Origin of the sequence: Flavobacterium sp. LHD-80 (genome assembly GCF_030929605.1) — a bacterium.
In the GTDB taxonomy this organism is placed as follows: domain Bacteria; phylum Bacteroidota; class Bacteroidia; order Flavobacteriales; family Flavobacteriaceae; genus Flavobacterium.
In genome coordinates this window covers 118142-133796 of the sequence record NZ_JAVFVS010000002.1, presented here as the reverse complement: position 1 = coordinate 133796, position 15655 = coordinate 118142, and the positions used below count along the sequence as shown (strand labels likewise).

At 34.7% G+C, this 15655-nt stretch carries 10 protein-coding genes and 1 pseudogene; 4 read left to right on the top strand and 7 right to left on the bottom strand.

Translation table 11 applies throughout. The features are described from left to right. Together RB619_RS03580 and RB619_RS03575 are read right to left on the bottom strand one after the other, a co-directional pair. Positions 1-4401, bottom strand: a pseudogene (locus tag RB619_RS03580) (CusA/CzcA family heavy metal efflux RND transporter). A gap of 96 nt (positions 4402-4497) precedes the next feature. Then, a complete protein-coding gene (locus RB619_RS03575; protein WP_308094289.1) occupies positions 4498-4821 on the bottom strand; it encodes a DUF6660 family protein in 324 nt (107 codons plus the stop codon). 361 nt (positions 4822-5182) lie between these two features. Between RB619_RS03575 and RB619_RS03570 the strand changes: the two genes are divergently transcribed. Both RB619_RS03570 and RB619_RS03565 read left to right on the top strand, forming a co-directional pair. Beyond that, positions 5183-6304, top strand: coding sequence for a hypothetical protein (locus RB619_RS03570; protein ID WP_308094286.1), 1122 nt, complete (start codon positions 5183-5185; stop codon positions 6302-6304). A 12-nt stretch (positions 6305-6316) separates the two neighbouring features. Then, positions 6317-7093 carry a porin family protein gene (locus RB619_RS03565; protein ID WP_308094284.1) on the top strand — a complete coding sequence of 259 codons (777 nt, stop codon included), beginning with the start codon at positions 6317-6319 and terminating at the stop codon, positions 7091-7093. Between the two features lie 316 nt (positions 7094-7409). Here the strand turns inward: RB619_RS03565 and RB619_RS03560 are convergent, their stop codons facing one another. The 5 genes from RB619_RS03560 to RB619_RS03540 all read right to left on the bottom strand — a co-directional run bounded on the left by RB619_RS03560 (position 7410) and on the right by RB619_RS03540 (position 14072). Further along, positions 7410-7997, bottom strand: a complete 588-nt coding sequence (locus tag RB619_RS03560; protein WP_308094282.1) for a chemotaxis protein CheB — start codon at positions 7995-7997, stop codon at positions 7410-7412. Continuing rightward, complete coding sequence (locus RB619_RS03555; RefSeq protein WP_308094277.1) at positions 7979-8788, bottom strand: protein-glutamate O-methyltransferase CheR; 810 nt, start codon at positions 8786-8788, stop codon at positions 7979-7981. Before RB619_RS03555 ends, RB619_RS03560 begins: the two co-directional genes overlap by 19 nt. Before the next feature lie 19 nt (positions 8789-8807). Further along, a complete protein-coding gene (locus RB619_RS03550) occupies positions 8808-9173 on the bottom strand; it encodes a response regulator (protein WP_308094275.1) in 366 nt (121 codons plus the stop codon). A gap of 98 nt (positions 9174-9271) precedes the next feature. Further along, a complete protein-coding gene (locus RB619_RS03545) occupies positions 9272-12841 on the bottom strand; it encodes a response regulator (RefSeq protein ID WP_308094272.1) in 3570 nt (1189 codons plus the stop codon). 16 nt (positions 12842-12857) lie between these two features. Next, positions 12858-14072, bottom strand: a complete 1215-nt coding sequence (locus RB619_RS03540) for a response regulator (protein ID WP_308094271.1) — start codon at positions 14070-14072, stop codon at positions 12858-12860. 288 nt (positions 14073-14360) lie between these two features. Here RB619_RS03540 and RB619_RS03535 point away from each other — a divergent pair, with 288 nt between their 5' ends. Both RB619_RS03535 and RB619_RS03530 read left to right on the top strand, forming a co-directional pair. Further along, positions 14361-15209, top strand: coding sequence for an SDR family oxidoreductase (locus RB619_RS03535; protein WP_308094270.1), 849 nt, complete (start codon positions 14361-14363; stop codon positions 15207-15209). A gap of 169 nt (positions 15210-15378) precedes the next feature. Then, positions 15379-15639, top strand: coding sequence for a SemiSWEET transporter (locus tag RB619_RS03530; protein ID WP_308094268.1), 261 nt, complete (start codon positions 15379-15381; stop codon positions 15637-15639). Positions 15640-15655 lie beyond the last annotated feature (16 nt).

The following is a 15655-nucleotide window of genomic DNA, read 5'->3' as shown; positions in this document are numbered from 1 at the left end:
TTAATTGTTTTTGATGGTTGGGAATTGCAATTCAATCGCGCTTTGATTGTAGCTATGTGTAGCCTCGGCATATTGTTTTTTAATATCAATGGCTTGATTTAAAAAACTGATATACGACCAATAACTCATATCGCCATTTACATAACTTTTTTGTGCTGTTTCAATAATCTGATTTGCGTATTGCAAGCCTTCATTTTGGTAATAATCCAAGTTTTTCTGCTGTTTTTGGAAGTTATTTTGCAATTCATCTTTTTGCAAATTCAGGATAATTTTATTTTTATCCAATGCCAATTGCGACTGTAAAATACTAATTTCTGCCGCTTTTGCTTTCGTTGTATTAACACCTCCAAATAGCGGAATTTGTAATCCTGCCGTAAAACCTTGAAACAATGATTCAGTATTAATTGTTTGGGCAAAATATCCTAAGCCAACTTTTGGTGTTCGCAAAGCTTTGTATGTTCCAGCTTCTTTCTGATAAACTGAAATTTGTTGCCGATAAAAATCTGTCATTAGATTTTCTGCTTTCGAATCCTGAGTTTCTACAAGGGCATATTGCAGCGAAGTTGTTTCATCTGGAATTATATTTTGATCTGTTTGAACAAAAAACTGAAGCTGTTTTTGATAAATTGCCAAATCATATTCTAATTGTCCCTTTTGCGTTTCAATTTCTTTCACTTTGGCTTTCGCAGAAATTACTTCAATATTGCCGCTTTCTCCCGTTTTAAATCGGAGTTCAGCATTTTTAAGGAACTTGGTATAAATATCATTCAATTCGGAGTTTAGCTTCTGAATCGAAACGCCGTACAAATATTGATAATACGCCAAAGTCACTGCTTTTTCTACTTCATAAGAAGATAATGCTTTGCTTTTTTCGGCTAATTTTGCCAATTCTTCCTGCAATTGCCTGTTAGCTTTTGTGATATTTCCTAACGGGAAAAATTGCTGCACCGAAACATTATGATCAAAATCGGCGCTATTGAATTGACCGCCTTGATATTGAACTTGTAAAGGATCTGGCTGAAAAGCGGTTTTCTTTAAAACGGTTTGTTTTTCAATTTCTTTATCGGCAATTTTTAAGTCGATGTTATTTGATTTGGCTAATTCTATTGCTTTTTCTAACGATATTTTAGTTTGTGCAAATGTACACGTGCTTGCCAATAGGAATATGCTTAACCGCAAAGTTCGCAAAGGAAGCGCGAAGTTCACAAGGGTTATTTTTCTTAAATTATATAGTAAATTTTTCATTCTTTTAAATTTTTCTTAGCGTTCTTCGCGTAAATCTTTGCGCTCTTTGCGGTTAAATCTCTCTAACATTAAATACAAAATCGGCAAAACGATTAAAGTCAATAAAGTCGCTGAGACTAATCCGCCGATAACTACAGTTGCTAAAGGTTTCTGTACTTCTGCCCCACCGCTTGTTGATAAAGCCATTGGCAAAAATCCTAACGAAGCTACAGCTGCTGTCATTAAAACAGGACGTAATCTGGTTTTGGTTCCAATAAGAATTCGTTGAAACGGATTTGAAATTCCTTCTGTTTTCAATTGATTGAAATACGAAATCAGTACAATTCCGTTTAAAACGGCAATTCCGAATAAAGCAATAAAACCAATTCCTGCCGAAATACTAAACGGCATTCCTCGCAGCGAAAGCGCAAAAACGCCCCCGATTGCTGACAACGGAATTGCAGTAAAAATCAAAAATGCTTGCTTGACACTTTTGAAAGTAAAATAAAGCAGCACCAAAATCAATCCTAAAGCAATTGGCAATGCAATTGAAAGTCTTTCCGAAGCTTTAATTAAATTCTCAAACTGACCGCCATATGTAACGTAATAGCCCACAGGAAGTTTGAAGTTTTTATCCAATTTTTCCTGAATTTCTTCGACAACACTTTTAATATCACGTCCGCGGACATTTAAACCAACAGTAATTCTACGTTTTCCGTCTTCGCGAATTACCTGCACCGGCCCTTGTTCGTAATCAACAGAAGCCACTTGAGAAAGCGGTACTTGCTGACCGTTTGGAAGCGGAATAAACAAATTGCTGACATCAGTAATATCAGCACGGTTATTTTCATCCATTCGCACGACAACATCAAATCGTTTACTTTCGTCATAAATTTTCCCAGCGCTTTCACCCGCAAATGACGAACGGATAATTTGATTGATATCTGAAATATTGAGTCCGTAAAGTGCAATTTTATCGTAATCGTATTTAACCGTAATCTGTGGTAATCCGGTAACTTTGTCGGCTTTTAAATCACCAATTCCGTCGATTCCTTTTATTTTTGAAATTAGTTCCGATGCCTTAGCATCTAGAATCTCTAAATCATCACCAAAAATCTTAATCGCAATATCAGATCGACTTCCAGTCATTAATTCGTTAAAACGCATCTGAATGGGCTGAGAAATCTCAATATTGGCACCTGGAATCACTTCCATTTCTTCTTTCATGGCATTGGCGAGTTCTTCCCAATTATGGTATTTGCCTTTCCATTCTTTTTTGTCTTTCAAAACAATAATCAAATCGCCGCTTTCAATCGGCATTGGATCGGTTGGAATTTCACCGCTTCCAATTTTGGTTACGATGGTTTTAATTTCGGGAAATTTGGCTTTTAGAATCTGTTCGTATTTGGTTGTCGTTTCTACCATCTGCGTAAGCGAACTTCCTGTCATGATTGTTGCATTTATGGCCAAATCTCCTTCTTCGATAGTCGGAATAAATTCGCCTCCCATATTTTGGAAAATAATAAATGCCAAAGCAAATAATCCGACAGCAATTGAAAGAACCACTTTTTTAAACTCCAAAGCTTTATTCAACAAAGGTGTGTACCGATTTTGTAACCAAGCTATCATTCGGTCGCTAAAGTTTTCTTTGTGTTCTGTTTTCTTCGAAAGAAATAAAGCACTCATCATTGGAATATAAGTCAGCGAAAGAACAAACGCGCCAATAATAGCAAAACCAACTGTCATTGCCATTGGTTTGAACATTTTTCCTTCTGTTCCAATCAGAGCCAAAATTGGCAGATAAACAATTAGAATAATGATTTCTCCGAAAGCCGCACTGTTTCTAATTTTTGAAGCCGAATTGTAGACTTCATCATCCATTTCTTCTTGAGTCAGCTCTTTTTTGTTTTTTATTTTCTGCAGATGATGCATCGTAGCTTCAACAATAATAACGGCGCCATCGACAATGATTCCGAAATCTATTGCGCCAAGACTCATCAAGTTTCCGCTTACGCCAAAAGCATTCATCAAAATAACCGCAAACAACATTGCCAACGGAATTACAGAAGCTACAATTAATCCAGCACGAAGATTTCCTAAGAATAAAATCAGAACAAAAATGACAATTAAAGCGCCTTCTAATAAATTCTTAGTTACTGTTTTTATCGAATTATCAACCAGTTTTCCTCTATCAATAAAGGCTTCTGCGACCACACCTTCGGGCAGACTTTTATTAATCTGAGCCATTTTTTCATGAATTCGATCTACTACGGCGCTTGAGTTCTCTCCTTTCAGCATCAAAACCAAACCAGAAACAATTTCGCCTTTTCCATCTTTTGTTGATGCGCCGTAGCGAAGAGCAACGCCTTCACGAACCTGCGCTACATTACGCACTAAAACTGGCGAACCGTTTCTGTTTTTTACAACAACATTTTCGAGATCTTTAACGCCTTTTGCCATTCCGACTCCGCGAATAAAATAAGTGTATTGATCTTTTTCAATATAGGCTCCACCCGTGTTCTGATTGTTTTTTTCTAAAGCATCAAAAATTTCGGTGATGGTTACACCGAGACTGTTCAGCATATTTGGGTTAACGGCAATTTCATATTGTTTTAGTTTTCCGCCCCAAGTACTCACATCGGCAACGCCCCTAATTCCTTGCAATTGTGGAATAATAATCCAATCTTGAATTGTTCTTAATTCTATCGCGCTGTATTTGTTTTCGTACCCTTTTTTGGCATAAACATCGTATTGATAAATTTCGCCTAAACCCGTTGTAATAGGCGCTAATTCGGGAGAATTAACATAATCTGGAATATTTTCTTCGGCTTGTTTTAAACGCTGGAAAATTTGTTCACGCGCCCAATAAATGTCAACATCATCTTCAAAAACGACGGTAACAACTGATAATCCGAAACGGGAAATACTGCGAAGTTCTATAATATCTGGAACTGTTTTTACAGCTCGTTCCAGCGGATATGTTATTAATTGCTCAACTTCCTGACTTGCCAAAGTTGGTGCCGTTGTAATAATCTGAACTTGATTATTAGTAACGTCAGGCAGTGCGTCGAGCGGTAAATTTTTAAGCGAATAGCTTCCCCAAGCTATTAAAACAAGGGTAAATAGTAGTATGACGAATTTGTTTCGTATACTAAATTGAATGATTTTATCTAGCATTTGAAATATATAATGACATGAGAAATTAGACAATAATTTGTCTGATAAATTTGTGGAAAATCCACATGTCTCTAACTCGGTTTCAACCGAGCATCATTATGCTATTTGAGGGGGTTGCCAAATGCTTCCGTAGAAATTAGAAGCAAAAACAGAATTATAATTGGGTAACTGAATCGAAATTTGGTTGAAAGTTTTAGAGAACTCAAAACTTAAAGGAGCCTGATAACTCAAAACCTGAGCTCCACAGCAGTTGCAGGCACAAAATGGAGAACATAAATCATTGTCTTTGTCATGAGAATGATTTGCTTCAGAAGAAAATTGAGCAGTTTTATGCATAACACTATCCACTTCCATATCTGCACAAGGCATATTTGAAAGTGCCATCAAATAAATTGATAATAAGGCTGCAATCCATTTCATGTTCGTAAAATTACTATTTATTTTTTATAAATATAAATAATTGATATAGATAAATGTAAGGATGAATAAATGGAACACGGATTAAACGGATTAAACGGATTTTTATATTAATAACTATGAACAATCCGTCTAATCCGTGTTATCTGTGTGCTATTTTTAACAGAAATTATACTTTCTAAAAAAATTTTGCCGGAGGTAAGAAAATTTCGTTAACTTTAACATTAATTAACACATTATTAAGCCTTAAACTAAATTTTAAAAACCTACGCTAATCAAATTCAATAAAAAGATTACCCCTCATAATTATTAGTACATATTTATTTTTCGCAGTTTATTAATTAATATTAAAACACTCAAATCAATGAAATGTAATACATTAATATCAGCCTTTTTATTATTATTTAGCATACAAATTTTCGGGCAGGTTTACACCGACAAGATTGTAGGGAAAAAAAATGAAGAATTAAAAGACAGCCTTAAAGTCGAAAAATATCCGTACGCTCTTCCTATCTGGGGAGAAAAAGTAGCTCAAAAAGGATACAAACTTCCTTATTCTGCGGGAGTTTCTGTTAATTATTTTTGGCAGGAATCTGAAATTGTTATCAATGATTTAAATATTGGTTTTAATCATGGTCCTCAGTATAACTTAGATGAAATTGTACGATTTGACAAATCAACTGTAGAAGCTGGTGCTTTGACCATTAGACCTGATGTTTGGCTGCTTCCGTTTTTAAATATTTATGGAATTTTTGGAAAAGCCAATACTTCAACTAAAATTAATGCTGGTATCTGGGTTCCGGATGCTAGTAACAATTGGTCTGAAATTGCAAATTTCAGCACTCAAGCAAATTTTGATGCCACTACTTTTGGTATCGGTATGACACCTACAATTGGTATTGGCGGAGGCTGGTTTGCTTTGGATATGAACATGGCTTGGACGGACATTAGTTCCCTTGATAAACCTGCATTTTCTTATATTTTTGGACCAAGATTAGGTAAAACATTTAAATTCAATAAACCAGACAAAAATATAGCTGTCTGGGTTGGAGCTTTTAGAGTGCATATTTCTGGAGATACTAATGGAGATTTACCATTGTCAGATTTCATCGATTTAAGCAACGCTCAAGCTAAAGTGGACAGTGGTCTTGCAAAAGTAGCGGAAAACCAAACAAAAGTAGATAACTGGTGGGATAGTTTAAGTCCAGCGGAACAAAAAAATCCAGTAAATATAGCCAAACACAATACTGCTGACAGAGCTTTAGATAGAGCAGGAACATTCTTGGCAACTCTTGACGGAGCATTGAGCACAGTCTCAGATTCATCTGTTCAATATTCGCTTCAAAAAAGACCAAAAGATATGTGGAACTTTATTGTGGGATCGCAGTATCAATTCAACAGACATTTTATGTTTCGAGCAGAATGTGGCTTTTTAGGAAGCCGTACTCAAGTATTGGGCAGTTTACAATATCGTTTTGGACTGTAATACATCCATTTTATGAAAAAGATTATATTAATCGTTTTTACCTTCTTTTGTGTCAGTTCTGCCTATTCGCAAGTTTTAATTTCCTTAATTTTTGGAGATAAACTTAACTCTGAGTTTTTAGAATTTGGTTTGGAAGGCGGGGTAAATTTTTCTACTATTTCAAATATGGATTCTTCGGGAACTAATCCGGGTTTTAATCTTGGATTTTATTTCGATCTTAGATCAAAAAAAAATCCGGCCTGGATGATTAATACGGGCGTAATCGTAAAATCTCCTATGGGCGCGCAGGGAATTCCGGTCTATCCAACGGGAGATGCAAATTTAGACAATACCTTTGCCGGCGGAAGCGTAAATCGTGAAATACGTTATTTTAATGTTCCCATTTTAATTAAATATCAGTTCAAAAACAATATTTATGTAAAAGCCGGACCACAGTTTGGTTTGCTAGCCAAAGCATTTGATGAATTCAAAACTGAATACGAGAAAGATGATGTTATCTACAAAAGAAATATTCGCGATCAAATTCATGTTATTGACGCCGGACTTGCTGCAGGTCTTGGTTATCACTTAAATGTTGGAAACGGCCTTAATTTTACTGTTCAATACTACTATGGACTTGTAACTGTAATGAAAGGTGACGGACCAAATAATCAGTATAACAGATCGTGGTACATTACGGCTGGAATCCCTATTGGAAAAGGAAAAGCAGCTAAACGAAAAGCAGAAAAAGAAGCGGAACTGAATAAAATTATTCTTCCTGAAGATGAAAAACCAGCACCGAAAAATTAAGATATAAATTCCTGCAAGGTTTCCAAAACCTTGTAGGTGTCTGTAAATACGGAAATAATACCTACAAGCTGGCTATCAAATTTGATTAAATTTATAAAAACTTTTTTTTATCCCGCTAGGGATTTAATATTGGTAGAAATTAATTTTGCCGATAGCCATTTGTCCCGTAGGGACTATATGTTTAATGCCATTTTTATTTGGATTTATGCATAATATAGTCCCTACGGGACAAAATAAAACTGGGATATTTTTTTTTCTACCAATATTAAATCCCTAGCGGGATAGAAAAACAAAATAATCGAACTCAGATTCTGGTCTATTTGGTATTTATTGATGCTATAAAATGAAGTATTTCCTGCGTACTTAAAACAAAATCAGGATCAGCATACAAAATAGCATTATTAGGCATAAAAGGCATTTCTGCAGAAAGCGGATTTTGAACTGCAATTTTTCCTCCCGCAGCTTTTATAGCTTTTAGACCTTCTGTTCCGTCAGCATTTGAACCTGACAATAAAATTCCGATCAAAGAAGATCCATAAATCTCTGACGCCGATTCAAAAGAAACATCAATACTCGGACGGCTGTAATTTATTTTTTCGGAAGTATCTAAAGCAAAAATTCCTTCTTTTTCAAATAATAAATGATAATTAGAGGGCGCTATATAGATAAATCCAGGCAAAAGCGGTGTTTTATCTTCAACTGGCTTTACTTTTATATTTGCTTTTAATGTAATTAAATCTTCTAAAGTTTGATCGTCTGTACTTTTTCTGTGAAGCACAATGACAATTGCAAAATCATTGAGTTTGATAAGCTCTGGCAAAATCATCATCAAAGCATTCAGACTTCCTGCAGATCCTCCAATAATGACTACTTTACAATCTGATATTATTTTAATTTCCTCCATATTTTATCTTTATCCAATTGTTTGTATTTATTTGGACCAATAGAATATTTTATAGTTTCCTTTGTGCCCAAAGCCAAAAAACCAAGAACAGCTAAACTTTCATCAAATAACTTAATTACGCGCTTTTGTAGATCGGCATCAAAGTAAATCAAAACATTTCGGCACAAAATCATATCAAATTCATTGAAGGAAGTATCTGAAACGAGATTGTGCTGTGAGAAAACCATTTTTTCAGCCAAATCACCGTTAAACTTTGCTATCCCGTAATTTGCTGTGTAATAACTTGAAAAATCTTCTTGGCCTCCTGCATCACGATAATTTTGTGAATACTCTTTCATCATTCGAAGCGGAAAAATTCCTTTTTTAGCTGTTTCTAAAACGGTCGCATTAATATCGGTCGCATATAATAATGATTTATGAAGCAAACCTGCCTCTTTTAGCATTATTGCCATAGAATAAACTTCCTCGCCAGTTGAGCATCCGGCGTGCCATAATCTAATAAAAGGTTTTGTTCCTAAAAGTGGTAAAATTTCATTTCTCAAAACACTATAAAAGGCAGGATCACGAAACATTTCGGTTACATTAACCGTGATTTCGTCGACCATTCTTTTATAATATTCTGGATCTGAACGGACTTTTGAAAGAAATTCATGAAAATGCGTAAAACCATCTAAATGAAAAATCCTGTTTACACGCCTTTTTAGCGACGCTTTTGAATAACTTCCAAAATCAAAACCATAGTACTCAAAAACCTCATTGATTAGCGTTTCTAACTCAATATCCTCAATCATATTCCTTTCAAATTTTAACTCAAATTTTGCTTAAAATCAGCAATAATTTATCAACATCTACTGGTTTTGAAATATAATCATCTGCACCAGCTTCTAAACATTTTTCTTTATCGCCCGTCATAGCTTGCGCTGTTACCGCAATAACAAAAATAGAGGCTCTAGACGGAATCTCTTTTATTAACGGAATTGCATCATAACCATCCATTTCGGGCATCATCATATCCAATAAAACGGCGTCAATCTTTTCATCAGATTTCAATAACTTTATGGCTTCTTCAGCACTCGTACATGACAGACAATCGTATGACTTGACGCGCAAAGTATGCGTCAATGCGAAGATATTTCTGGAATCGTCATCTACAATTAAAAGTCGTTTTTTACTCATAAACTCTTATATTTTTTTGCCACGAATTACACTAATTTTCACTAATTAATTACCAATTTGAATTTGTGTTAATTCGTGTAATTCCTGGCATTTTACTCTTAAACTTTATCATACAGCCAAACTCGCAATAACGACAACAGCTGATCAACATCAACCGGTTTTGTTATATAATCTGATGCTCCGGCTTTTATGCATTTTTCTCTGTCTCCTGTCATGGCTTTTGCTGTAACGGCAATCAATGGCAAATTCAAGAATTTAGGATTTGCTCTTATTTTTTCGGCTGTTTCATAACCGTCCATATTTGGCATCATCATATCTAATAAAACAATATCAGTATCTGGATTTTCGCCCAGAATTTTGATGGCTTCATTTCCGTCAAAAGCTGTGATAATATTCATTTTGAAGACTTCTAAAGCTTTTGTCAATGAATAAATATTTCGAACATCATCATCAACAATCAATACTTTTTTATCAAACAGAATGTTATTCAGTAAATTTAGCTTTTTATGTCCTTCTTTTTTATCTTTTCCTTCTTTTTTATCTTCTACCAAATGCAAGAAAAGTGAAACCTCATCGAGCATTCTTTGATACGAATGCGCTGTTTTTACAATAATGGAATCAGCATACTTTTTAATTTTCACTTCTTCTTTAAGCGACAAACTTTTCCCGGTGAAAACAATTACTGGCAAATTCTCTAATCCTGGATTTTTCTTCACGCCATCTAGAATTTGGTACGCTTGTTTATCCGGAATTCCCATATCCAGAATTACGCAATCCACTTCAGTTTTATTCAAAGCTTGAAGTCCTTCAGAAACTTCACTCTTAATTTCCGAATTAATATTATACGTTTCTAAAAAATAAGCTAAAGCCTTAGCATGTTTTGGGTTATCTTCAATAATTAAAACCTTTTGCGCTTCTTTGTTGATAATATGTTCTATTCGCAAAAATACATCCGGAATTTTCTCGAAAGCTACCGGTTTATCTAAGAAATCAACAGCTCCTTTTAGCAGACTTTCCTGTTTCAATTTATGAGATGACATAATATGCACAGGAATATGTTTGGTTTCAAAATTATTTTTTAATTCTTCTAAAACTTCCCATCCGCTTTTAATTGGAAGTTCAATATCCAATAAAATACCAACAGGTTTATAGAGCAATGTAAAATTCAATGCATAATCACCACGAACTGCCACTACTCCTTTGTATCCTTTTTGATGTGTAAAACTCAAAAGTGATTTTGCAAAATTAATATCATCCTCAACAATCAAAATTACCTTATCGCCAGGTTTAACTGAATTTCGATCGTCATCAATTTCATCAGGAATAATATCACTAATGTATTTTTTTGTTGGAACTGGTTCTTCCTCTGGCTCTAGATCTGTAAAATCTGTTGGTGGAATTTTTTCGACATTTATTTTATTGTAAGCCGCTCCAAAAACTGGTAGACATAACGTAAACGAACTTCCTTCATTCACTTTACTATGCAGAATAATTTCTCCTTTTAATAATTTTGCCAATTCCCTGCTGATTGACAATCCTAAACCAGTGCCGCCATATTTACGTTTTGTCGAACCGTCGGCTTGTTGGAAAGCTTCAAAAACAAGTGGCTGTTTTTCTAACGGAATTCCGATTCCGGTATCTTTTACAATAAAACAGATTATTTTTTCATCGTCATCATTTATTTTGATTTCAACACTTACTTTTCCTTTTTCTGTGAATTTAATAGCGTTTGAAATCAGGTTTTTCAAAATCTGCTCTAAACGCATTTTGTCTGTTTTGATGACAATTGGTGCTTCTTTCGAAATAATTTCAAATTCTATTCCTTTTTCTTTGGCAATTAAATTGAACAAGTTCCAAAGTGTATCAGTGATTTCTTTAGTCGAAACTTCTAAAAACTCCAATTCCATTTTACCGGCTTCAATTTTAGATAAATCCAAAATTTCATCAATTATACCAAGCAAACTGTTTCCTGAACTCTGAATTACTTTTGCAAATTCGATTTCTTCATTGTTCATGCTTTGATTATTATTTTCAGATAACAATCGGCTTAAAAGAAGAATTGAGTTCAAAGGCGTTCTTAGCTCATGTGACATGTTTGCCAAAAACTCCGATTTATAGCGTGTTGTAAGTTCCAACGCTTCCGATTTTTTCTGAATTTCATTGTTTTTTTCTTCCAATAAAACACTTCTTTCAGACAATTCTTCATTGGTTTGTTCCAATTCTTCCTGCTGTACTCTAAGTTCTTCTTCTGATGCCTGAAGTTTTTCGGTCTGCGCTTCTAATTCGGCATTAATCGCTTCCAGCTCACTATGTTGTACCTGCAATTCCTCCGACTGTGATTTTGTTTCTTCGAGCAATTCCATTACTCGTTTTCTATTTTGAGTTGATCGAAGTGCGATCCCGATATTGCTCGCAACAGTGTTCAAAAATTCCAAATGCAGTTCAGAAAATCCATAAATACTGGCCAGCTCAACGGCACCTTCAATTTTATTATCGACCAAAGGAAATGCCACAACATGAGTTGGTTTAATTTGCCCTAAAGCATAATTGATTTGAATATCATCTGGCGACAATGTTTTTAATTCCAGCATTTTTCTAGAAGTAATTGCCTGACCTATAATCCCTTCTCCCTTTTTTATGCGTTCACGATTTTTGCTCGGAATATAACTATAACCACCAGCAGCCAAGAGTTCCTCTCCATCAATCACATATAATACGCCTGCACTGCTGTTGGTATAATTACATAAAAATTCGATTACATCTTTAGCTAATTTTTGCAATGTTTTTTCACCTAACATTGTATTATTTAAATCGGCAATACCAGTTTGAAGCCATTCTTTTTGAGATAACAAATCAAATGAGCTTTTAAGATTTACGCCCATTGTGTTCAGCGATTCTCCAACACTTCCAAGCGCATCCGCTTTTGTATCATCAACACGAATGTCATAATTTCCGTTTGAGATATTAGTTGCAATGGTGCTAATTGCTTCAATTCTTTGTGCAGTTTCTATATCTTTTTTCTCTAACTCAGATTGTAAAGCAGAGCGTTCGTTAAAATCTTTCAAGATTCTGATCAAGAAGACAATAGAAATAATAAAGGCAATAAAAAAAGCAACAATAATTAATATCAAACTATAATTCCCGTATCGTTCTGAATTAGCATTACGTTCGGCTAAAAGTTCTTGCTCTGTAGCTTCTACTTTCTTAATCACCGCACGTAGATCATTCATCATCTGTCTGCCTACATTTAAATCAAAAACCACAGTATCTTTTCCTAGACGTTTTTTAACTATCTGATTGTTTAGATATTTGAAAAAACTAGCGCGCTTTACACGAAGTTGTTTCAATTGTTTTTGCTGAGAAGGATTATCACTTGTAAGGTCATCCAATTTATCAAAATAACTATTTGATTTCGCTTCAGCGTCATTGTATCTGTCTACAAACTGCTCATCGCCTGTAATCAAATAACCGCGCATACTGGTTTGCGCTTCTGTAATAATTGCTGAGCCTTCATTTAAATTATAAATAACTTCCTGAGTGTGATTGACCCAAAAATTACTATGCAGCAAACTTTTAATGCTGATAAACGAAGCCACAGAGCTGATTGTAAGTACTAATAAGGAAACTAAAGAACTGATCAGCAGGTTTCTTTTAAAATTATTCTTCATATTTTATAATTACTTTTTATTCGTATTTTAAAGGAAGTACAATAATAAAGCTCGCGCCTTTGCCTACTTCGCTTTTAGCAGTGATTAATCCGTTGTGTTTTTCTATGATTTTTTTAGCGATTGCTAAACCAATTCCGGTTCCCTCATATGTCTGACGGTCATTTAAACTTTGGAAAATGATAAATATTCGATCCAGATAAATTTCATCAAACCCAATTCCGTTGTCCTTTACCGTAATTCTGCAGAACTTTCCATCAGGCGAAGTGGGGCTGTCAAAAGATTTTATGGCAATCAATTCAGAAGTAATTTCGATTAACGGAGGTTCATTTGCGCCAGAAAATTTAATCGCGTTTCCAATAAGATTTTGGAAAACCTGACGAAGCTGACTCGGAATACTATCTATTGTTGGAAGTTCTGTAGTTTTGATTGTTGCATTTTTTCGATCAATCAAATAATCAAAGTCTGAAAGCACTTCCTGCAAAACCACATTAAGATCTGTAGTTTCAGGTTTTACTTGTGCTGATAATCTGGAATACGCCAAAAGATCAGTAATTAAAGTCTGCATTCTCTCTGCCGATTTTATAGTTCTATCGACATAATCAACCGCTTTGTCATCTGCTTTTAAATATAAATCTTTGATGATTTTAATGAAGATTTGAATTTTCCGAATCGGTTCATTCAAATCATGCGAGACAACCCATGCAAACTGCTGTAGTTCGTGGTTTTTCATCTCTAATTCTTCATTTTTTAAAACCAGTTCTTTTGTTCGTTCGGCAATTTTAATTTCGAGATTGTCCTGCGCTTCTTTTCTGATTTTTATTTCTTTTGAAAGAAGATCTTTAATGCCTTTCAATTCGTTTTGTTGTTCGTAGATTTTGATAAAGGTTTTAACCTTCAGCATCAGCAAATCAGTATCTACCGGTTTAGTGATATATTCCACTGCGCCAGTTTCATAACCTTTGAAAATGTATTTTTTTTCGATATTTAAAGCCGAAAGAAATATAACCGGAATATCTTTTGTGCGTTTATTTCCTGAAAGAATTTTAACCACTTCAAAGCCGTCAAGTCCCGGCATTTGAACATCCATAATAATGAGGCAGTAATTTGTTTTTAAAATTTTCCTCAGGGCCTCCTCACCAGATTCGGCGGTATCGACATCGATATTATGCAGCTCTAATGTTTTTTTTAAGGCAATAATATTTGCCTTTATATCGTCTACAATCAATACCATGCTGTGTGGGGATAAAAAGCGTTATGAATTTGTTTTGGTTTGAAATTTAAAGCCTAAGCAGCAATTCAAAACATCTGATCCTATTTTGAACAACCTAAGCTCAACTTTCAAATGTATAAAGAAAAGTTAAAACTACTTTTCATCAAAAATGCAATTATTTATATAATTCCCATGTTGGAACTAAAATTATGTAAAATCTCTTTTTGGGGCAATTTTTAGATTATTTCAGTTAATCGATTGAAAGAAAACGAAGTAAATTAGAAATGAATTACTATAACTCAAACTATCATGAAAAAGCCTAAAATATTTCCTGAACAAAAACAGGAACTTCCCGGAAATGAATATTTAATGCATCCCGAACCCGAAATAATTCGTGAAAATTATATTGGAAGTCGTAAACTTTTTGGAAAAGTCGCTTTTATAACGGGCGGTGACAGCGGTATTGGGCGCAGCGTTGCAGTTCATTTTGCCAGAGAAGGTGCCAATATTGCAATTGTTTATTTGAAAGAAGATAAAGATGCACAGCTTACAAAAGAATTAATTGAGAAAGAAGGACAACAATGCCTTTTGATAAGCGGTGATTTAAAGGATGAGAAATTCTGCAAAAGTGCCGTTAAAAAATGCATCAGTTTGTTTAAAAAAATCAATGTTTTGGTCAATAATGCTGCAGTTCAGTTTCCGCAAAGCAAATTAGAAAAAATTACTGCATCACAGTTACAGAAAACTTTTGAAACTAATATTTATCCGTATTTCTATATCACAAAAGCGGTTTTGCCATTTCTAAATGAAAATGATACCATTATCAATACAAGCTCAGTAACGGCTTACCGAGGCAGTGAACATTTAGTAGATTATGCCAGCACAAAAGGCGCAATCGTGAGTTTTACCAAATCACTTTCTGCCATGCTTGCACCTAGAAAAATTAGGGTAAACGGAGTTGCGCCAGGACCAATTTGGACTCCGTTGATTGTGGCTAGTTTTGATAAAATTTCAGATTTTGGAAAAGATAATCCAATGAAAAGAGCCGGACAGCCATCAGAAGTTGCGCCGGCATATGTGTTTTTGGCCTGCGAAGATAGCAGTTATATTACTGGGCAATTTATTCATATTAATGGCGGGGAATTAGTTGGAGGCTAGCAATTAACCCCAAAGCACGCTAAGGTTTACGCGAAGAACGCAAGAAAAATATGTTTCAAATCTATAAAACGAGTGTGCAAATAGCTTAGCGAACCTTTGCGTGAACCTTAGCGTGCTTTACGGTTAAGAAAAAACCTCAGCATCTCAGAACCTTAGAACCTTAAAAAAAATGAACTACATCGACATAATAGGATTATTTGCAGGTGCGTGCATCACGATATCTACAATTCCGCAGATTATAAAGGTTTGGAAAACCAAGAAAGTAAAGGATATTTCACTTAAGACTTTCGGAATTCTGACTTTCGGAATCGTAGTTTGGATCATCTATGGAGTTTTAAAAGAAGATTTGCCAATTATCATCACAAATAGTGTTTCGCTCTGTCTAAATCTAGTGATGGTCTATTTTATAATTTACTACGAAAAAGAGTGACCTAAGGTGCTAAGGT